Genomic DNA, 20,894 nt, shown 5'->3' with positions numbered 1-20,894 from the left:
CGTCGTTCGGCATGACATCCGGGATGACGCGACGCACCACGATGAAGACTGCGATCGGCGCAACTGGGGCTCTGGCACTGGGAGTTCCGGGCCTGTCCGGTACGGCGGCCGCCGCCGGTACCTCCGATGAATCGGTGAAGGTGAGAGAGGCGAGGGAGCTGCCGAACCCGGTGCTCCACTACCTCGCCCCGGCCGCCGACTGGGAGAGCGAATCCCTGCCGATCGGGGGCGGCGCCCTCGGCGCGAGCGTCCACGGCACGCTCGCCACCGAACGCCTCACCTTCAACGAGAAGACCCTGTGGTCGGGCGGGCCCGGCTCGGCCGACGGATACGACTTCGGGAACTGGACCGCACCCAGACCCGGCACCCTCGACGCCGTCCGGCAACGCCTCGACGCCGAGGGCGCCCTCGGCCCCGACGCCGTGGCCGCCGAACTCGGCCAGTCGCGCCGCGGCTATGGCGCCTACCAGGTCTTCGGGGACCTCATGATCGACGTGCCGGGCGCCCCGGCCGCCCCCGACGCCTCCTACCGCCGGGCCCTCGACCTGCGTACCGCGCTCGCGACCGTCGGCTATACCCGGGACGGGGCCGCCCACACCAGGGAGTACTTCGCCTCGTACCCGGGCGCGGTCATCGGCGGACGGTTCACGGCGGACCGGCCGGGACAGGTGACCCTCACGCTGCGCTACACCTCGCCGCGCAGCGACTTCACCGCAGCCGCCACCGGCGACCGGCTCACCGTACGCGGAGCGCTCCAGGACAACGGGCTCCGCTTCGAAGCCCAGCTCCGGGTCCGCACCAAGGGCGGCACCGTCACCGCCGGCGGCGACGGCAGCCTCACCGTCACCGGCGCCGACAGCGCCTGGTTCTTCCTCGCCGCCGGGACCGACTACGCGGACACCTATCCGGACTACCGGGGCGCGGACCCGCACGACAAGGTCACCGCCGCCGTCGACGCCGCGGCCGGCGCCACCTACGAGCAGGTCCGCGACGCCCACACGGCCGACCACCGCGCCCTCTTCGACCGGGTGGCACTCGACGTCGGCCAGCAACTGCCCGATCCAGAGCTGCCCACCGACCAGTTGCTCAGCGGGTACACCGGAGGGACCGCTCCGGCCGACCGGGCCCTGGAGGTGCTCTTCTTCCAGTACGGGCGCTACCTGCTGATCGCCTCATCGCGCGAGGGCTCACTGCCCGCCAACCTCCAGGGCGTGTGGAACAACTCCACCACTCCGCCCTGGTCCGCCGATTACCACACCAACATCAACCTCCAGATGAACTACTGGCTCGCCGAGGTCACCAACCTCGCCGAGACCACCGCGCCCTACGACCGATACGTCGAGGCCATGCGCGAGCCGGGCCGCCGCACGGCGAAGGAGATGTTCGGGAGCGCCGGCTGGGTCGTGCACAACGAGACCAACCCCTACGGCTTCACCGGCGTCCACGACTACTCCACCTCGTTCTGGTTCCCCGAGGCCGCAGCCTGGCTCACCCAGCAGATGTACGAGCACTACCGGTTCAACGGCTCCACCGACTACCTGCGCGCCACCGCCTACCCGGCGATGAAGGAGGCCGCGGAGTTCTGGCTGGACAGTCTGCGCACCGACCCCCGTGACGGACTCCTCGTCGTCACCCCGAGCTACTCGCCCGAGCACGGCGACTTCACCGCCGGCGCCGCGATGTCCCAGCAGATCGTCCACGACCTCCTGACCAGCACCCTGGAGGCCGCCCGCACCCTGGGTGACGACGCGACCTTCCGGGGCAGGCTGGAGATGGCCCTGGACCAGATCGACCCCGGACTGCGGACCGGTTCGTGGGGCCAGCTCCAGGAGTGGAAGACCGACCGGGACGACCCGGCCGACGACCACCGTCACGTCTCCCATCTCTTCGGCCTCCACCCCGGACGGCAGATCGAGGCCGGGAGCCCGTGGGCCGAAGCGGCCAAGGTCTCCCTCGGCGCCCGCGGTGACGGCGGCACCGGCTGGTCCAAGGCCTGGAAGATCAACTTCTGGGCGCGGCTGCGGGACGGCGACCACGCCCACAAGATGCTCTCGGAGCAGCTGAAGACCTCCACCCTGCCCAACCTCTGGGACAACCACCCGCCGTTCCAGATCGACGGGAACTTCGGTGCGGCCTCCGGCGTCGCGGAGATGCTGCTGCAGAGCCAGCACGGCACGGTCGAGATCCTCCCCGCCCTCCCGGCCGGCTGGCCGGACGGATCGGTGCGAGGCCTGCGCGCCCGGGGCGGGTTCACGGTCGACATCGAATGGGCCTCGGGAACGGCCCGCCGTGTGGTGATCACGGCGAGCCGCACCCGCGAGGTGACGGTCAGCAGCACCCTGTTCCCGAGCGGCACGAAGACCTTCAGGGCGCTCGCCGGAGAGAGCTACCCACTGACCCCCGAGAGCTGACCGAAGAGCGAGGACACCCGGGCAGAGGAAGTGCCGAGCCCCGTGGGACCGCTGAGGTGCCACGGGGCAGCCGCACCGTGGCGCAGATCCTCCTCGCGATAACGCCGGCAGCCCCGGTGCCAGATCAGGATGCCCGCGATCCAGTGCTTCAGCTCCAGCACGTACCCCGCAAGGATCTCGCGAGCCTCGTCATCCAGGCCGAAGTCGTCGTACAGCACGGGGAGTTCGTGTTCCGCGACATGCAGGAACTGCCGCAGCCGCGACTTCATCAGGTCGTACACGAGCCGCATCCCGGTCGGATAGTCCACCCCGAAGAAGTTCTGCACCACCAGGACGCCGTTGTGCACCTCGCCCTCGTACTCGATCTCCTTCTGGTACGAGAAGAGGTCGTTGAGCAGCGCGGCGTAGTCCGCCGCCGCGTTCTCCAGGGAGCGCAGCGGGCCGCTGTCGTAGATCTCCGCAGGAACCTTCCTGCCGTGCCCGAGCCGGCACAGACTCATCGTCAGGTCGGAGCCGAAGGTCATCCGCCGCATCTCTACGTAGTCCACCGGATCGGGAATCCGGTTCTGCGCCTGGTTCGCCAGCTCCCACACCCAGCTCGCCGTCATGTCCTCGATGCAGGTACGGAAGGCGCGCCGACCGCTCTCGTCCATCGGCGCCGCCGTGCGCTCCCACAGATCGGCCAGCCCGCGCTCCAGCGCGTTGACCGGCTCGGGCGCGGCCGTCCCGTCCAGCGGCATGAACCGCGACAGACGCGCGTTGGCCACCTTCGCCCCCGCGAGGTCACGGGCCCGCCCGTGCACCACCGGGAACCAGTCGTCGCCATAGGTCCCCCAGGCAAGCCACTGCGACGAGAGATCGAGCTCGTCCGGGGTGGCGTCGGGATGGATCCCCGCCGCGCACAGCGGCAGGTCGATCGCGAGCAGCCGCCGCTCGTCCCAGATGTGCGAACCGGGCACCCCCGGCTGCGCCTCCAGGATGCCCATCCGGGACGACCAGTCGACGAGCCGCAGCCGGGCCCCTTCCAGATGCGGGCTGAGCGTCGTGCCGAACGGCAGGTCGAAATCGGGCAGCAGGGACGGGCCGACGTGCTGGTAGGGCCGGTAGGTGTGACTGCGCAGCCTGGCCGATTCCGACCGCGGGGTGAACCGGATCGACGCGGCCGCCATCCCGAACCCGGGCGTCGCCTGCTCCGCCCCTCCGCCGTTCATGTAGCGGCTGGAGCGCATGTGCCACTCGTGGCCGCCGGACTGCCAGTCCTGGAGGCCCTTGACGTAGGCCAGGACCGCCGTCGTCTGCGCGGGATCCAGCGCCTTCTCGGAACAGAGCGGACCGAGCTCGGTCAGGGCGGTGTTCTCGAACTGCTGGAGCCGCGACGTCAGCAGGTCGTTCACCGCCTCCGCTGCCTCCTGGGTCGAGCACTCCAGGAAGCGTTCGAGGACCAGCACGCCGTTGCTGTTCTCGCCCTCGTCCTCGACCTCTCGCTGGTACGAGAAGAGGTCGTTGCGCAGATGGACAGCGTCGGAGAAGGCGTCGCGCAGCACCCGCAACGCCCGCTCGCCGGCCACCGCGTCGGGCACCTCCGCACCGGCCGCGTACTCCACCAGGCCCGCCGACCACGGGGCGCCGCCCACCTTGCGGCGCATCTCGATGTACTCGACGGGGTTCGCGATGCGGCCCTCGTTGATGTTCGCGAGCTCCCACAGCGACTCGTTGAGCAGGTTCTTCGTCGCCTCGGCGAACCGGGTCCGCCAGCCGTCGGACATCGCCGGCACGGTCCGCGCCCACAGGTCGGCCAGCCCCGCCTCCACCGGGTTCTCCGGCTCGGGCGTCGGCGCGCCGCGCTCCATCGGCATGAAGGCGGGCAGCCGGTCCAGATACCGTTTGCCGCCCTCGCGGTCCGGGGTGCGCTTGAACAGTTCCAGGAAGTGGTCGTCGAAGAAGAAGACCCACACGTACCAGTCGGTCACCAGCGACAACACCTCGGCCGCGCAGTCCGGGTGGGTGTACGCGCACAGCAGCGCGTAGTCGTGGGAATCGAGGTCCTTCTCCTCCCAGATACCCGACCCCTCCAGCATCCCTATGGCCCGCGCCCACCCCTTGGTGTGCTGTCGGGCCTCCTCGACATGAGGATTGAGCCGCGCCGGATACGGAACATAGAAGTCCGGCAGGGTGAAGGGCTGAGCCATGTGCGTACGGCCTTTCGATGAGCCTTCGCGTGAGCGTCACGCGGTTCGTCGTGTCCGCGCGAGCACTACCCTTCGGCCGTTCGGGGTACGCACAGTCCTGAATAGTCATACAAAACTTGATGTTGTCAGAAAGTCGTCGCCCACCGCCCTTCGCAGGTCAGCACCCCTGCCAGTGGTCTGGTCCACTGGCTCAAACCATCGCCCCCACGGTGCTCTTGACGTCCTCTCACCTCAGGTCACAGAGTGTGCGCGCACGACGCAAAGCCTGGAAAGCGCACAGCTCCAAGAAGGGTTGTCATGACGTCCAAGCAGAGGACCGGACTCGCGGTCGCGTTCACCACCGTCGGCGCACTGAGTCTCGCGCTGCTCAGTCCCACGGCGCAGGCCGGTGCGGACGGGGTGCGGCCGGAGTGCCCGCGCGGCCTCGAATGCGACTGGGTCCCGGCGGCCTACCAGCAGACCGGAGACCCGGCCGACAAGGAGACGTACGGCAACTACGACACCGCGGACCGGCCGCACACAAACAAGATCAGATTCATCGTCCTCCATGACACCGAGGAGGACTTCGACACCACCCTGGACATCTTCCAGAACCCGCTGAAGCAGACCTCCGCCCACTACGTGGTGCGCTCCGGCGACGGCCACGTGACCCAGATGGTGAAGAACAAGGACGTCGCCTGGCAGGCCGGGAACTGGTACCTCAACTCCAACTCCATCGGCATCGAGCAGGAGGGCGTCGCCGTCGACGGCGCCAAGTGGTACACCCCCGAGATGTACCGCTCGACCGCCGCACTGGTGCGCTACCTCGCCGCCAAGTACGACATCCCGCTCGACCGCCAGCACATCATCGGCCACGACGGGGTACCGCCCACCAGTGCCGCCGGCGCCGCGAGCATGCACTGGGACCCGGGTACCTACTGGGACTGGAACCGCTTCATGGCCCTGCTCGGCAGGCCCACCGTGCCGACGGCCCGCAAGAACAGCGAACTCATCACCGTCAACCCGCGGTTCAAGGACAACAAGCAGGCCTTCCGCGACTGCGAGAAGGACGTAGACCTGCCCGTCCAGGGCTCCAGCGCCGTCCCGCTCCACACCGGGCCCGCCACCGACGCACCGCTCTTCTCCGACCCGGGGCTGCACACCGACGGCTCGCCCGGCACCAACTGCGCCGCCGACTGGGGCAGCAAGATCAGCGCGACCCAGCAGGCCGTCGTCGCCGGCCACGCGCCCGGCTGGACGGCGATCTGGTGGTACGGCCAGAAGGCCTGGTTCGAGACCCCGGCCCGCACCCGCACCACCACCCCCACCGCGGGATATGTCGTGAGGCCGAAGGCGGGCAGGACCGAGGTGCCCGTGTACGGCGTGGCGTACCCGGAGAAGTCCGAGTACCCCGCCGACTTCGCGGACCAGCGGGTGGGCACGCCGCTCCAGTACACGATCAAGGCGGGCCAGTCCTACCCCGGCGGCGGCGAGGCACCCACCGGCTTCTTCTACGCGCCGACGATCGACGCCTCCTACCCGCTGGACCACTCCTTCTTCAAGGGCAAGGAGAAGTACGTGACCGTCCAGATCGGTCACCGCATCGCCTTCGTGAAGGCTGCCGACGTGGACATCGTCCGCGCGCACTGAGAGCGCGCCCGTCCGGCGGCGGGCGCAACACAGCGCGCTGCGGGTCCGGTGTGTCGGCACCGGACCCGCAGCGCGCGTCCCCCTGGAGGGTCTGGAGGGTCTAGCGAGTGCCCACCGCGGCCCGTACGGCCCGCCTGGCCATCGCGCAGTCGTCGTGCAGCCGGCGCAGCAGCAGACGCTGCTCCTCGCCCGACGAGAGGGCGCCGGGCCGGTCCTGACCGGTCCGGGGGCCCGCGGTGTCCCGCATGGCCCGCTGCACGGCCGTCTCGTACGTACGGATCTCCCGCGTCAGTACGAGCATCAGGTTGACGAGGAAGGCGTCCCGCGCCGCCGGGCCCGCGACCTGGGCCAGCTGGCTGATCTGGCGCCGGGCCACCGGTGCGTCGCCCAGTACGGTCCACAGCGTCGCCAGGTCGTACCCCGGCAGATACCAGCCGGCGTGCTCCCAGTCGACCAGTACCGGACCGGTGGGCGACAACAGGATGTTGGAGAGCAGCGCGTCACCGTGGCAGAACTGCCCCATCCCCTGGCGGCCGCCCGCGTGGGCCAGACCGTGCAGGAGCTTCTGCAGGTCGCCCAGGTCGCGGTCGGTGAACAGCCCCAGCTCGTGATAGCGGTTGATGCGCGCCGCGTAGTCGAGCGGAGCCTCGAAGAGACCGGACGGAGGCCGCCAGGCGTTGACCCGGCTGACCGCTCCGAGCACCGCACGCAGATCGGCCCGCGGCGGAGCCTCCGACGGATGCCTCGTCAGCGCCGCCACCCGGCCGGGCATCCGTTCGATGACCAGGGTGCAGTTCTCCGGGTCCGCCGCGATGAGCCGGGGAACCCGTACCGGCGGGCGGTGCCGGACGAACGCCCGGTATGCCGCTATTTCGTGGCGGAACCGCTCCGACCACGCCGGGGAGTGGTCCAGTAAGCACTTGGCGACCGCGGTCGCGCGTCCGGTCGAGCCGACGATCAGCACCGAACGGCCGCTGCGCCGCAGCACCTGCACCGGATTGAACTCCGGGCAGATCCGGTGCACCGAGGCGATCGCCATCCTCAGCTGCGCGCCCTGCGGGCCGGACAGGTCCAGTCTTCCGCTGAGGGAGGGGGTACCCGGCCCTGCCATACGCCGGGCCCGACCCATGCCGGGCGCCGGAACAGCGGCGCGGGGGTCGAGATACGGTCCGCCGCCCGACCCGAGAGGACGGAGCGGCCGGGGCGGGGCGGACACGGAGGACGATGCTGTGTACATGGGCGAGACAGATCCCTTCGTGCGCCGACAAGTTGCGTGCGCCGCCCCGACCGGCGGCCGTTCGGCACCCTGGGGAGTACCTAGGGCTGCCGGGCGGGGTGGCGCTTTCCTACCTGACACCGGCGCGCGGGTGGCAGACCATGTGGCGGACCCTGGCGAACCCTGGCGAATAGTCGCAGGGCATCTGACAGGGGGTTACTGTCAACACAGCCGAGAACCTGGGGGCTTGACGTGACCGGAGAACCCAACACCCGTCTGTCGGACCTGTTCGGCCTTGCCGGCTGGTCCAAGGGCGAACTCGCGAGAATGGTGAACAGGCAGGCGGCGGCCATGGGCCACCCCCAGCTCGCCACCGACACCTCGCGGGTGAGACGCTGGATCGACATGGGGGAGTCCCCCCGCGATCCCGTCCCTGAAGTGCTGGCAGCCCTGTTCACCGAGCGGCTCGGTCGTGTCGTGACCATCGAGGACCTCGGGTTCGGCCGGCGCGGGCGTGTGGGGAAACGGCGAGAGACCGGGACGGAACACAATCCCGACCAACTCCCCTGGGCGCCCGAGCGGACGGCAGCGGTCCTCACCGAATTCACGGGAATGGACCTCATGCTCAACCGACGCGGCTTGGTGAGCGCGGGCGCCGCGCTCGCCGCCGGCTCCACCATCGCCGGCCCCATGCACGACTGGCTGCACACCGACCCCGTACTGGCGGCCGACGCCCCACGCATCGACGATCCCGTGCACGCGGACCCGGCCGGTTTCGACCGGTACGAGGCCGCGCCCATCGGCTCGCAGGAGATCGAGGCGCTGGAGCGGTCCGTGGAGGTGTTCCGTGCCTGGGACGCCTCCCGGGGCGGCGGCCTCCAGCGCAAGGCCGTGGTGGGCCAGCTCAACGAGGTGGGCGGCATGCTGGCCTACCGCCACCCCGACCATCTGCAGCGACGCCTCTGGGGCGTGGCTGCCAACCTCGCCGTACTGGCGGGGTGGATGTCCCACGACATCGGCCTCGAACCCACGGCCCAGAAGTACTTCGTCATCGCGGCGCACGCGGCGCGCGAGGGCGGCGACCGCCCCCGCGCGGGCGAGGCGCTGTCCAGGGCGGCCCGTCAGATGGTCCACCTGGGCCGTCCGGACGACGCGCTCGACCTCATGAAGCTCGCCAAGTCCGGCTCGGGCGACATGGTCCTGCCGCGCACCCAGGCGATGCTCCACACCATCGAGGCCTGGGCACAGGCGTCCATGGGGCGGGGACAGGCCATGCGGCGCACGCTGGGCCTGGCCGAGGAGCTCTTCGTCTCGGACAAGGGTGATGTCCCACCGCCCAGTTGGATGCAGATGTTCGACGAGGCGGATCTGCACGGTATGCAGGCACTGGCGTTCCGCACCCTCGCCGAGCACGAGCCCTCGGCGGCCGTCATGGCCCAGCGGCACGCGAAACAAGCACTCGAACTGCGGGTCAACGGGCGCCAGCGGTCGAAGATCTTCGACTACATCTCGCTCGCCTCGGCGTGCTTCATCGCGGATGACCCCGAGCAGGCGGACCGCTACGCCCGGCTCGCCCTGGTGTCGATGGGAGAGACCTCCTCGCACCGCACCTGGGACCGGCTGCGCGAGATGTACCGGCTCACCGGCCAGTTCGCGGGCCACGGGAAGATCGAGGACCTGCGCGAGGAGATCGAGCGTTCCCTGCCGCAGAGGTCCGTCATCAAGCAGCGGACCAGGAGCTCTGAAATCTGACCCCAGGCACGGACCTTAAGCCCCGATGCGGGCGATCAGCACACAGGCGTCGTCCAGCCGGCTCGCGCCGCCGAACTCCTCGGCGACGGCGCGTACACAGTCCTGCGCGGTACGGGCCACGGCGAAACGCGGCGCGAGTCCGAGCAGCGCCTCCGTCCCCTGACGGAGGCCGCCCCGCCCGTCGTCGGTCCGGGCCAGTCCGTCGGTGTGGAGCACCAGCACATCGCCGGGCAGCAGGGCCGCCTCGTCCTGCTCGTAGGCGACGCCGGAGGCCGCACCGAGCAGCACGCCGTCGGGCTGCGGCAGCGGGTGCCCGGTTCCGTCGCGGAACAGCAGCGGTGCGGGGTGCCCGGCCTGCGCCCAGTCCAGGGTGCGGGTCGCGGGGTCGAACCGGCAGCACACCGCGCTGCCCAGCGCGGGCTGGACCGATGTCTCCAGCAACTGGTTCAGATGCCCCATCAGGGCTCCCGGGTCGATGCCGGCCATCGCCATGCCGCGCAGCGCACCGAGGATCATCGCCATGGCCGACGTGGCCTGGATGCCGTGACCGGTCAGATCACCGACCGTGAGCAGCGTCCGGCCGTCCGGCAGCTCCATGGCGTCGTACCAGCCGCCGCCGATCAGTTCGCCGGATCCGGAGGGCAGGTAGTGGGCAGCGATGTCCAGGACTCCGGGCCCCTGGTCCGGGAGGCGCAGCGAACCCCGCCACGGCGGGAGCACGGCCTCCTGCAGCTCGACCGCGATCCGGCGCTCGGTCCGGTCGATGTGCTGCTGGCGGCGGAGCGTGTCTTGGGTGAGGCGCACCGTCTGCTGGCTGCGCCGCAGCTCGCTGACGTCGCGCAGGACCGCCCACATGGAAGCGGTGCAGCCGTCCGTGTCGAGGACGGGCTCGCCCATCATGTGCAGCGTCCGGGTCTCCCCGTCGGGGCGGTGGATCCGGAACTCCCCGTCTATCGGCTTTCCGTCGACCAGGCAGTCCGTCACCAGAGCGGTGAGCAAGGGCTGGTCCTCGGGGAACAGCACGGTGGGCAGATCGTCCAGGGAGAGCGGTCCGGCCTCCGCGGTCCGGCCGAAGATCTGGAGCAGCTCCTCGGACCAGCTGACCTCGTCCGTCAGCAGATCCCACTCGGCGCTGCCCACCCGGCCGATCAGCGAACCCGCCCGCTCCTCGCTGAGGGGTACCGGACCCGTGCCCAGCGACAATTCGGCCGCGAGCTGTTCCGCGGCCTCCGGCGGCAGACCCTCCCTGAGCTGTCCCAGGTGCGCGCCGAGATCGTCCAGGTGATGGACCGCCAGATCGCAGAGCGCGCGCTGCCAGCGCAGCTGCGGGTCGTCCTCGTCGACAGCCACGGCGTCGCGCCGCACCGCGTCCACGTCGCCGCGCAGCCGGCGCGTCCGGTTGATCAACGCGTCGACGGCATGGCGCTCGGGCGGCTGGGGGGCGGGGCGGTCCGCGGACAGATGGGACGGCATGACGTACTCCGATACAGGCGCGGTACAACCAGGTCTGAGGGTGGACCGAATACGACTGTCGCACAGCCGGCTTGGGCCCGTAAGCGGTTTGGCGACACTCGACGCGTTCTTGCTTCTGGCATATGTCAGCGGCGGAGCGGCGCGGTGATCATTCGAACAGCCTTTCTTTCAAGGGCTGTTGAGGCGAGTGATCCGGCGCGCGAAGGCCCCCTGCGCGCCCTTTCGTGCCGGACCCGTGCGGTGCGGGCGTGACGCGTCGGGGCATATGCGGGCGCGGTCCCCGTGGAGGCGGGCCCGTCGCCGTCAGTGCGCGGGCGGGGCCATCGCGGTGGTCGCGACGGGGGAGGGGAGGCTCTTCGGGTGCATGGGTCACGTTCCTCGGGCGGTCGATCGCTGTGCCGGGTACTGCGGTCAACGAGCGTGACGGCCTCGCGTGACGGCGTCGTGGAAGAGTGCCGGACCCGTCGTGGACGAGTGCCGGACCTGCGCCCGCCCGCTGCGGAATCCGGGCCCGGTCCGGGCGGGAATGCGGCCGCCCGCTACCGCGTTGCACCGGCAGAACGAAAACGAATCCCGTTCCCATCAAGGGTGGGTCCGGTCCGCCAGTACGGAGGTTCCCATGGCCCGAAGTGAAGCCCGTCCCGTCGTCACGCTCCGTTCGACCGCAGGCACGGGGCAGCGCTATGTGACGCGCAAGAGCCGCCGCAACAACCCCGACCGGCTGGTGCTGCGCAAGTACGACCCGGCCGCCGGGCAGCACGTCCTCTTCCGTGAGGAGCGCTGACCGCCGAGCGGCTCACGGTGTCCGGTCCCGTGTTTCCGTGCTTCGGATCACAGTCGGGGGTGCGGATTCCCGGGAACGCGAGCCAATGGTTTATCGTTCACCTATATGTGATGACGCGCTGAGCGCACACACCAAGAACTGCCCCGGCTGGATTCCCCCGATCCGGCCGGGGCTTCCCTTTTGCCGGGTCGCGGCGCCCCGCCCCGGTTCACCGCCGGCGCGGTGCGGCCTCGATCAGCAGCGCCGCCGCGGCGAGCGCCGCCGCTGCCACGGCCCCGGTGCCCGGCCATTCGCGCACGGCCAGCGCGGACGCCGCCGCTCCCGCCACCACGGCGGCCAGCCGGCCGGCCACCCAGCCGTCACCCCGCCGCCAGGACCCCACGGCCAGCCTGCCGACGAGGGAGGTCAGCGTGCCGGTGAAGTAGTTCGTGGGTGTCGCGCGGAGGCGGGCCTGGATCCCCATCGCGAGCCCCATGAGGGCCAGCAGGCCCAGCCGGTCCGCGTCCGACGTGATCAGACCCAGCCCCCACAGCACAGCGGCCGCGGCGAGCAGCGCCACCTCGGCCGTCAGCATGACCGGCACCCGCCGCCACACCCGCTCGCCCGCCACCGCACCCCACGCCACCCCCAAGCCGTAAGAGACGAGCGCCGCCACCACCCGCGGCGCCACCCCCTCCTCGCCCGCCCCGGCGGCGGAGGCTCCCAGCAGGACCAGGTTCCCCGTCATCACCCCGGCGAAGACCTGGCCCACGCAGATGAAGACGAACGCGTCCGCCGCGCCGGACGCCGCCGACAGGAGCAGCAGGGCCGTATGGCCGCGCGGCTCGTCCGCGGTGGCACGGCCGGCCGGGGCGGACGGCGCGTCGGGAGTCGGCATGGCCGCATTTTCGCTGGCGCCGGGCCCGCAGGGGTGTGTTGCCGCCGGACCGGCGTGCCGCGCGGTGCGGCGCCGCGCCGGCCGTCCGGCACACCCGCGCGCGCCCGCGGCGCTCACTCCAGTCCGCGCGCCTGCCTGAACCGCTCCAGCCCGTCGGCCAGGTCCACCACCGGATCCGGATAGTCCAGCCGGGCGCGCTCCGCGCCGCGCAGCTTCCACGGCTCGTGCACGGCGGGCCCGGCCAGCGCCGCCAGCTCCGGCACCCACCGTCGGACGTAGTCGCCGTCCGGGTCGTAGCGCTTGGCCTGGAGCACCGGATTGAGCACCCGGTTGGGGCGGCTGTCCGTCCCCGTTCCGGCCATCCACTGCCAGTTCAGCTGGTTGTTGGCGACGTCTCCGTCCACCAGCAGATCCAGGAAGTGCCGGGCGCCGACGCGCCAGTCCACGTACAGGGTCTTGGTCAGGAAGCCCGCGGCGAGCAGTCGGCCGCGGTTGTGCATCCAGCCCTCGTGGCGCAGCTGGCGCATGGCGGCGTCGACCACCGGGTAGCCGGTGCGGCCCTGCCGCCACGCCTCGGTCTCCTCGGCGGCAGCGGTCCCGGACCGCCAGTGGTCGTGCCGGGTCCGGTAGTCGAGGCGGGCCGCGCCGGGCCTGGCCGCGAGGACCTGATGATGGAACTCGCGCCAGCAGAGCTGCCGGACGAACGCGTCGGCTCCCACGCCACCGGCCGCGCGCGCCCGGTGGATCAGTTCCGCGGGGGAGAGGGTGCCGAAGTGCAGATGCGGCGAGAGGCGGGACGTGGCGTCTCCCGGCAGGTCGTCATGGCGGTCCTCGTACGCCGCGAGCCCGTGGCGCCGCCAGGCCGTGAACCGTTTGCGGGCCTCCCGCTCGCCGCCCTCGGCGAGTCCTGCCGAGACGCCGGACACGGCGGCGCGGACCGGCACGTCCTGCGACCCCGGTCCCGGTGGCACCCGTACCGCTCGCGGCGCACCGAAGGGGTCACGCATCCGCTCCCCGGACCAGCGCCTGAAGTACGGGGTGAACACGGCGAAGTGGTCAGAGCCCGCGGGGGTCACGGCGCCCGGCGCGACCGCGGTGACCACGCCGTCGTGGACGTGCAGCCGGGTCCCGCCGGACTCCAGGGCCGCCCGCAGCCGTTCCTCGCGGCGATGGGCGTAGGCGCTGACCCCCGCGGCCAGATGGACGTCGCCCGCACCGGTCTCGGAGACGAGCCGGCACACCTCGGCGACCACGTCGCCCGAGCGGATCACCAGCCGGCCGCCCCGCTCGCGCAGTCCCGCGTCGAGGTCCCGCAGGCAGTCGGCAAGGAAGGCGCGGCGGTTCGGGGCGCCGAACCCCGCCGCGTCGATTCCCGTGTCGCGGACGAACAGGGGCACGACCTCGTCGCAGGACGCGAGCGCGGCATGCATGGGTGGATGGTCGTGCAGACGGAGATCGGCGGTGAAGAGGACGACCGCTACGGTCATGGCGCAACTCCTGGTGGGGGGCGTGGACATGTTCCTGTTCCGTCCGCGGGCCCCCGGCGGATGCGCTGGTCACCGGGACAGCGCGCCGTGTTCCTCCGCCGCCGGGGAGGACGGCAGCGCCGCGGCGGCCCGTGCGATGTTGCGGGCCATGCCGCCGAACACGATCGCGTGGAACGGCGACACGCTCCACCAGTACGCGTGGCCGAGCAGTCCGCGGGGATGGAAGAGCGCCCGCTGCCGGTAGTGCGCCCGGCCCCGCTCGTCCCGTTCCGCGTACATCTCCAGCCAGGCCAGGCCGGGCAGCCGCATCTCCGCGCGCAGCCGCAGCAGCCGGCCGGGTTCGATCTCCTCGACCCGCCAGAAGTCCAGGGAGTCACCCACCCGCAGCCGGTCGGTGTCCCGGCGCCCGCGGCGCAGGCCCACCCCTCCCACCAGCCGGTCGAGCCAGCCGCGCACGGCCCACGCCAGCGGGAACGAATACCAGCCGTGATCGCCGCCGATGCCCTCGACGACCTTCCAGAGGGCTTCCTGCGACGCCTCGACGTCCAGTTCCCGCACATCCGTGTAGAGGCTGCCGCCGGCCCAGTCGGGGTCGGTGGGCAGCGGGTCGCTCGGCACGCCGGGCACCGACGCCGAGGACCACCGGGTGGTGACCCGGGCCTCGCGCACCCGCTGGAGGGCCAGCCGCAGGGCCCTCTCGAACGTGAAGGGCTGCCCCGGCCCGTCGGGCACGTACCGCACGATGTCGTGCTCCTGGCACACCACCTCGTACCGCAGCGACTCCGCCAGCGGCCGCGCGATCGACCTGGGGACGGGCGTGACCAGCCCGATCCAGTGGCTGGACAGCCGTGGTGTCAGCATCGGGACGGGCAGGATCAGCCGGTGCGGGAGCGCCGCGATCTCCGCGTACCGCTGCATCATCTCGCGGTACGTGATGACGTCGGGGCCGCCGATGTCGAACGTACGGTTCACGTCCCGGGGCATCCGGGCACTGCCCACGAGGTAGCGCAGCACGTCCCGGACCGCGATCGGCTGGATCCGGGTCGACACCCAGCTCGGCGTCACCATGACCGGCAGCCGTTCCGTGAGGTAGCGCAGCATCTCGAACGAGGCCGAACCGGATCCGATGATGACCGCGGCCCGCAGGGCCGTGGTCGGGACCCCGGAATCCAGCAGGATCCTGCCGACCTCGTCGCGCGAGCGCAGATGCGGCGAGAGCTCCCGCGCGGGTACGCCCGGCGGCGTGAGCCCGCCGAGATAGACGATCCGGCCGACGCCTTCCCCGGCGGCCGACTCCGCGAAGACCGTGGCCGCCCTGCGGTCCGTCTCCTCGAAGTCCGCACCGGTCGTCAGCGCGTGCACCAGGTAGTAGGCCACGTCGATGTCCGCCATGGCGGCGGCGACGGACTCCGCGTCGGTGACATCTCCCCGGACGATCTCGACGTCCGCGGCCCACGGGTAGTCCCGCAGTTTCCGGGGGGTGCGCACCATGCACCGCACCCGGTGCCCGGCCTCCAGGAGCTCGGGCACCAGCCGGCCCCCGATGTATCCGGTGGCCCCGGTCACTAGGCAGTGCAGGGACTTCTCGGGCTTCTCCGTGCTGTTGGTCGTCATGGGCTCTCCGCATCGGCCGGTTACCGCTCGCCTCACCGTGCCTCGTCGTCACGCATCACGCTCCCCGAGGCGTCCGGATGCGGCGGACGCACCCGCCCATGGTCACACTCGCGGGGCTTCGGAGCACTGCGCGTCGGTTGTGCGTCGGTAGTCGCCCCGCCCGCGACCCTGCCGCCGATCCGTCCCGGTCACCGCTCCGCGTCACCGCCTGACAGTGAACGCCGGATCCGGTGCAGCGCGCGGCGCACATGGCTCTTGACCGTGCCGAGCGGGAGCCCCGTCAGTTCCGCGATGCGGGTCTGGGGGAGGCCGTCGTAATAGGCCATGTGCAGGATGCGGCGCTGTACCTGGGGCAGCTTCCCCAGCTCCGTACCGACCAGGACCCGGTCCAGCGCCGAGTCCGGGCCCCCGGCCGCGCCGGACTCCACGAGCCGTAGCCGCGCCGCCGTCGCGGCGGCCAGCTCGGCACGGCGGGTACGGGCGGCGAGCGCGTCCGCGATCTTGCGCCGGGTGATGCCGACGAGCCAGCCGGGCAGCGGGCCGCGCTCCGGGCGGTAGCCGAGCCTGCCGCGCCAGGCGGCCATGAAGACCTGCTGGGTGACGTCCTCCGCCTCGCGGCTGTCACCGAGGGACCGGGCGGCCAGGGAGTGCACGAGCGCGCCCCACCTTCGGTAGGCGGCGGCGAAGCAGTCCTCGCTGCCGCGCACCAGACCGGCGCCCAGCTCCTCGTCGGTGAGGTCCTGCGCGGCGCACGGTCGCGGATCCGGCCTGCCGGGCCGCGTGTCCTGCGGTGCGAGCGCGGTCATGGCTTTCCTTCCTCCGGGCGCCACCGGCCCGGGAACCGCGTCTCGGGCCGGTGGCCGGAGACGTCCGGTGTGCTCTCCGGGCCTCCGACCGGGGCCCGTGAGCGGCAGCGTTCCAACAGCGAACCCGCCCGGACAACCTGCGTCGATTCTGCGTCGTATGATCAAACGCATGCCGTCCTCCACGGAACGGGCCCAGGCGGGATCCGACGAGCACGGCCTGACCACCGGCACAGTGGCACGCCGGCTCGGCGTCGCGCCGACGACACTCCGGACCTGGGACCGCCGCTACGGCATCGGCCCCGCCGGCAGGCAGGGAGGCAGGCACCGCCGGTGGACGGCCGAGGACATCGCCGTACTGGAACGCATGTGCGAGCTGACCGGTTCCGGCGTACCCCCGGCGGAGGCCGCCCGCACGGCACTGAACGCGGCGCCCGGCACTCAGACCCAAGCCGCCGCACACCACTCGGTGCTCCCCGCACTCCCGCCGCTCCCGGAGCCCGCCGACTCGGAGCCGGACGCACTCGCCCCGGACGCCGCACGCCACGAACGCCGAGGGCTCATGAGCGCGGCACTCCGACTGGACGCGCGGACCATCGACGACCGGCTGACCGCCGCGATCGACCGGTACGGGCCGGTGGCCGCCTGGGACCAGGTGATCATGCCGACACTGCACGCGGTGGGACGCAAATGGCAGACGTCCGGTGAGCGGTACGTCGAGGTCGAGCACCTGCTGTCCTGGCACGTCTCCAGCGCCCTGCGGCGGGTGACCGTGCGGCCCGCCGCCGAGGACGGCACCGGGCTCACCCTGCTGGCCTGCACGCCGGGCGAGACGCACACGCTTCCCCTGGAGGCGCTCGCCGCCTGCCTCACCGAACGGGGCCTGGGCGTACGGATGTTCGGTGCGTCGGTGCCGGGCGAGGCGCTGAGCGAGGCCGTGCGCAGGACCGGCCCGTCGGCCGTGGTGCTGTGGTCCCAGTCGCGGAACACGGCGGCGCGCCCGCTGGCGCACCACGTGGCATCCAGCGAACGGGGGATACGGGGCGCCAGGACCCGTCCGGCCGTGCTGATCGCCGGACCCGGCTGGGCGGGCCCCCCGATGCCCGGCACCCACCGGCCACGGGAGCTGGCCGAGGCGATCAGGATGCTCACCGGACTGTGCGCACGGTAGGACGCGCCGCCCACCGCCTGCCGGACCGGTCCGCCCTGAGCTGGGAGCATGCGCGATGAGCCCGGCCCGGACCGACCCGGTCGCACGGGCCCGGCTCCCCGCCGGGCCCCGGCCGCGGCCTCCAGCCCGTACGAAAGGCGAATCCCATGGCGAACCCCGCGGTGCCCCGGCCCGATGTCCTCGTGATCGGAGCGGGAGCGGCAGGCCTCGCCTGTGCTGCCGATCTGACCGCTGCCGGACTCTCCGTCCACCTCCTGGAGGCGTCGGACGAAGTGGGCGGCCGCATGCGTACCGACCGCCGGGACGGCTTCCTCCTCGACCGCGGGTTCCAGGTGTTCAACACGTCCTACCCCCAGGTAAGAAAGCGCCTGACCCTCCGTGATCTGCGGCTGCACCCCTTCACGCCGGGCGTGCTCGTGCAGACCGGGACCGGCTCCACCGGCCGGGTCCGGTTCGGCGACCCGACCCGCCGCCCCGGTTCGGTCCGTGAACTGCTGTCCGGACGGCTGGCCTCCGGCCGCGATCTGCTGGCGCTCGGGGTGCTCTCGGCCCGCGACATGCTCGGCCCGGTGAGCGCTATCAGGCGGCGCGCCGACCGCACGACGCGCACCGAACTGGCCGATGCGGGCATCTCCGAGGAGCTGGTGCGGACCCTGTTCCAGCCGTTCCTGTCGGGCGTGTTCCTGGAGGAGGAACTGGAGACCTCGTCCCGCGTCTTCCACCTCGTCTGGCGCAGCATGCTGCGCGGCACCCTCTGTCTGCCCGCAGCCGGCATCGGAGCCGTACCGGCGGCGCTCGCCGGGGCGCTGCCGCCGCGCACCCTGTCCGTGGACACCCCCGTGCACAGCCTCACCGACGACGGTGTGCTCTGCGAGGACGGGACGGAGCGTCCGGCGCCCGTCGTAGTGGTGGCGACGGGTCCGGAAAGGGCCGCGCGGCTGCTGCCCGGCCTGACGGTCCCGGAGACCCGCACCGTCACGACGTACTACCACGTGGCCCGTTCGTCCCCGTTGCGGGAACCGACCCTGCTCGTCGACAGCAGGCGCCGCTTCCTGAACACCGTGGTACTCAGCGAGGCCGTACCCGGCTGCGCACCCGCCGGGTACGCGCTGGTCTCGACCTCGGTGACGGGCCCCGACGCCCCGGGCCGGGAAGCGCGGGTCCGGCGGGACCTCGCGGAGGTCCACGCCACCGACACCGCCGCCTGGGACCTGCTCGCCACCTACTCGGTGCCGGGAGCGCTGCCCGCCATGCCGCCGCCGTGGCCGTTGTCCCGCACCTCACGCGTCGGACCGGGCCGGTACGTGTGCGGGGACCACCGCGCGACCGGATCGGTGCAGGGAGCACTCGCCTCCGGGGCACGTGCGGCCCGTGAGGTTCTCGCGGACCGGCGCTGACCGGGCGGCCACGGCTGCTTCGATGTACGGAGGTCAGCTCCAAAGGCCCTGAGGGACACGCCAATTCCGCGGCGGCGCCACCGGCCAGGTGTGGTCCGACCGGACGGGGGCACCTGTCGCCCATGAACGCAGAGGCTGAGAGTGGTACGCAGAGCGGAACGCGGCGCAGAACGTGGGGAAGCGTTCTTCTGCAGGTGACTTTCCTGGTGCTGGCCTTCGTGGCCATGGTCGGTTTCTCCGTTGTGCTGGCGAAGGTGACGCTGACCCCGTCGCCGGCCTCGGAGGAACTCGTGAAGTCGAATCTGCGTCCCGGCCGCTCGCTGCGGCAGTACGCCGAGGACTACACCTTTCTCGCGGCTTGCAAGCAGGCGGGCGGAAACCTGGTACTGGGCATGCCGTTCGGCGTGCTTCTGCCCATTCTCGTACCGCGCCGCCTGCGGATGATCCGCATGGTCCTGCTGACCGTGCTGGTCATAGCGATCGTCGAACTGGTGCAGGGTGCGCTCGTCGCCGGGCGGGCCTTCGACGTCGACGACGTCATTCTCAACACCGCGGGAGCGCTCCTCGGCTATCTGCTGCTGGGCCGTCGCCTGAGTCACCGCTACCACGTGCTCGCGGCCGGACCGGAGCCGGAGCCGGTGCCTGAGCCGGTGGATGAACGCACCCGCGCGCCGAAGTCGGCAGCACGCGACGCGCACGGGACGGAGACACGCCGTCGGCCCTGGCAGGGGGCGTGGGCGAAGGTCGCGGAGCGGACGAAACCGACGACGAATCAAGGGGCGAAACCCCCGAAGTCACCGGCGAAGAAGCCCGGGACGAAGCCCCGGGCGAACGCGAAGCCCCGGCCCGAGCCCAAGCCCAAGTCCGTCGCAACGAACAAGCCCAAGGCCGCCGCCACAACGGCAAAGCCCAAGCCCAAGCCCACGCCGAAAGCGGGCGCCACAGCGGCCAAGCCCAAGTCCGTGTCCGCACGCGGCAAGACCCCGCGTGCGGACACGGAGCGCACCAGCCCGGGCCGTGCGCTGCTGGACCGGTTCCGCGGTCGCTGACCCTCCGGGCCCGGGCCGGCGGGCACCCGATCGGCCCGTGGCCGTTTGCGGCCCGCTTTCCCGGGCCCGAGCGTAGGGGACGCGGAGTGCGCAGAGGGCGTACGCGATCACCTGCCTGAGGGGAGCGCCATGGCCGACGCACAGTGGAGCCCGGGGCGAAGGGCGGGGGACGCGGATGAATTCCTCCCCGTGCTGGACCTCATCGAGCCCATCCGTCAGCGCCGGCTCACCGTCCTGGTCCGGCTGCTTCTGCTGATCCCGCATTTCGTCGTGCTGTTCTTCCTGGAGATCGCGGCCTTCTTCACCGCTGTGTTCGGCTGGTTCGCCGCCCTCGTACTGGGACGACTGCCGGAGCCCGTTTTCCGCTTCCTCGCCGGAGTGCTTGGCTACCGAACGAGGGTCGGCGCGAGCGGCATGCTGCTCGTCGACCGCTATCCGCCCTTCGCGCTGAACCCGCCGTCCGGCTATCCGGTTCAGATCGACGTCCGCCCGACCGGGCTGAACCGGCTGGCCGTCTTCTTCCGGCTGATCCTGGTGATCCCCGCCGCGATCGTGCAGAGCCTCGTCACATCCGGCTGGTACGTCCTGGCGATCCTGTGGTGGCTGATCACACTGATCCTGGGACGTATGCCCCGCCCCCTCTTCCAGGCCACGGCCGCCACCCTGCGCTACGACATGCGCGTGTCCGCCTACATGTCGTTGCTCAGCCCCGCCTACCCCAAGCGTCTCTTCGGTGAGGACGCGCTCTCCGTGCCGGAGCGGCAGGGGCGCTCCGCCACCCGGCCGCTGGTCATGAGCGGCGCGGCCAAGGCGCTTGTGGTGCTCTTCCTGGTCCTCGGGCTCGTGAGCGCCCTCACGACATCCGTCACCAGGTCATCGTCCGACGACACCGATATGTGGATGCGGCAGCAAAGTGGCCGCATCGTGCACCCGTCAACAGGCATGGTCGGGCGATGACATGGACAGCCCCTGAGGCAGTTCGCACCGGCGGACGGCGAGGACTCGGACTTCGAGCACCTCGATGCGATCACCGCCGCCGAGG

General features: G+C 71.6%; 14 protein-coding genes and 1 pseudogene. 8 read left to right on the top strand and 7 right to left on the bottom strand.

Translation table 11 applies throughout. The features are described from left to right. Positions 1-170: 170 nt before the first annotated feature. Positions 171-2,411, top strand: a complete 2,241-nt coding sequence (locus tag OG892_RS01375) for a glycoside hydrolase N-terminal domain-containing protein (RefSeq protein ID WP_371631553.1) — start codon at positions 171-173, stop codon at positions 2,409-2,411. Here the strand turns inward: OG892_RS01375 and OG892_RS01370 are convergent. Next, positions 2,387-4,600, bottom strand: a complete 2,214-nt coding sequence (locus OG892_RS01370; protein WP_073738906.1) for a terpene synthase family protein — start codon at positions 4,598-4,600, stop codon at positions 2,387-2,389. The genes OG892_RS01375 and OG892_RS01370 overlap by 25 nt on opposite strands. Before the next feature lie 297 nt (positions 4,601-4,897). Here OG892_RS01370 and OG892_RS01365 point away from each other — a divergent pair, with 297 nt between their 5' ends. Beyond that, a complete protein-coding gene (locus OG892_RS01365) occupies positions 4,898-6,229 on the top strand; it encodes an N-acetylmuramoyl-L-alanine amidase (RefSeq protein ID WP_371628219.1) in 1,332 nt (443 codons plus the stop codon). A 100-nt stretch (positions 6,230-6,329) separates the two neighbouring features. Here the strand turns inward: OG892_RS01365 and OG892_RS01360 are convergent, their stop codons facing one another. Further along, entirely contained in the window at positions 6,330-7,466 is a 1,137-nt protein-coding gene (locus tag OG892_RS01360; protein WP_073738904.1) for an aminoglycoside phosphotransferase family protein, read from the bottom strand. A 231-nt stretch (positions 7,467-7,697) separates the two neighbouring features. Here OG892_RS01360 and OG892_RS01355 point away from each other — a divergent pair, with 231 nt between their 5' ends. Continuing rightward, positions 7,698-9,197, top strand: a complete 1,500-nt coding sequence (locus OG892_RS01355; RefSeq protein ID WP_073738903.1) for a hypothetical protein — start codon at positions 7,698-7,700, stop codon at positions 9,195-9,197. Positions 9,198-9,212: 15 nt separating this feature from the next. Here the strand turns inward: OG892_RS01355 and OG892_RS01350 are convergent, their stop codons facing one another. Next, on the bottom strand, positions 9,213-10,670 hold the full coding sequence (locus OG892_RS01350; protein WP_371628218.1) for a PP2C family protein-serine/threonine phosphatase: 1,458 nt from the start codon (positions 10,668-10,670) through the stop codon (positions 9,213-9,215). 619 nt (positions 10,671-11,289) lie between these two features. On the opposite strand from OG892_RS01350, the gene rpmG reads away from it, so the two are divergent. Beyond that, complete coding sequence (gene rpmG / locus OG892_RS01345; RefSeq protein ID WP_073738901.1) at positions 11,290-11,454, top strand: 50S ribosomal protein L33; 165 nt, start codon at positions 11,290-11,292, stop codon at positions 11,452-11,454. Between the two features lie 97 nt (positions 11,455-11,551). Here the strand turns inward: rpmG and OG892_RS01340 are convergent. The 4 genes and pseudogenes from OG892_RS01340 to OG892_RS01325 form a co-directional block, all read right to left on the bottom strand. After that, a pseudogene (locus OG892_RS01340) lies at positions 11,552-12,256 on the bottom strand (YoaK family protein). A gap of 188 nt (positions 12,257-12,444) precedes the next feature. Continuing rightward, on the bottom strand, positions 12,445-13,818 hold the full coding sequence (locus tag OG892_RS01335; protein ID WP_371628217.1) for a deoxyribodipyrimidine photo-lyase: 1,374 nt from the start codon (positions 13,816-13,818) through the stop codon (positions 12,445-12,447). Positions 13,819-13,887: 69 nt separating this feature from the next. After that, positions 13,888-15,432 carry an SDR family oxidoreductase gene (locus tag OG892_RS01330; RefSeq protein ID WP_073738898.1) on the bottom strand — a complete coding sequence of 515 codons (1,545 nt, stop codon included), beginning with the start codon at positions 15,430-15,432 and terminating at the stop codon, positions 13,888-13,890. A 188-nt stretch (positions 15,433-15,620) separates the two neighbouring features. Beyond that, positions 15,621-16,238 carry a sigma-70 family RNA polymerase sigma factor gene (locus OG892_RS01325; protein WP_073738897.1) on the bottom strand — a complete coding sequence of 206 codons (618 nt, stop codon included), beginning with the start codon at positions 16,236-16,238 and terminating at the stop codon, positions 15,621-15,623. Between the two features lie 169 nt (positions 16,239-16,407). On the opposite strand from OG892_RS01325, the gene OG892_RS01320 reads away from it, so the two are divergent. The 4 genes from OG892_RS01320 (at position 16,408) to OG892_RS01305 (ending at position 20,809) form a co-directional block, all read left to right on the top strand. After that, positions 16,408-17,406 (top strand): MerR family transcriptional regulator, encoded by a 999-nt coding sequence (locus OG892_RS01320; protein ID WP_107421883.1) that lies wholly within the window; start codon positions 16,408-16,410, stop codon positions 17,404-17,406. 146 nt (positions 17,407-17,552) lie between these two features. Next, positions 17,553-18,803 carry an NAD(P)/FAD-dependent oxidoreductase gene (locus OG892_RS01315; RefSeq protein WP_371628216.1) on the top strand — a complete coding sequence of 417 codons (1,251 nt, stop codon included), beginning with the start codon at positions 17,553-17,555 and terminating at the stop codon, positions 18,801-18,803. Between the two features lie 122 nt (positions 18,804-18,925). Beyond that, on the top strand, positions 18,926-19,852 hold the full coding sequence (locus OG892_RS01310) for a VanZ family protein (RefSeq protein ID WP_371628215.1): 927 nt from the start codon (positions 18,926-18,928) through the stop codon (positions 19,850-19,852). Positions 19,853-19,981: 129 nt separating this feature from the next. Then, positions 19,982-20,809: a DUF4389 domain-containing protein gene (locus OG892_RS01305; RefSeq protein WP_073738894.1), complete on the top strand. Its 828-nt coding sequence runs from the start codon at positions 19,982-19,984 to the stop codon at positions 20,807-20,809. Positions 20,810-20,894 lie beyond the last annotated feature (85 nt).

It is taken from the genome of Streptomyces sp. NBC_00341, from assembly GCF_041435055.1.
GTDB lineage: Bacteria > Actinomycetota > Actinomycetes > Streptomycetales > Streptomycetaceae > Streptomyces.
This window is presented reverse-complemented; position numbering and strand designations above follow the sequence as displayed.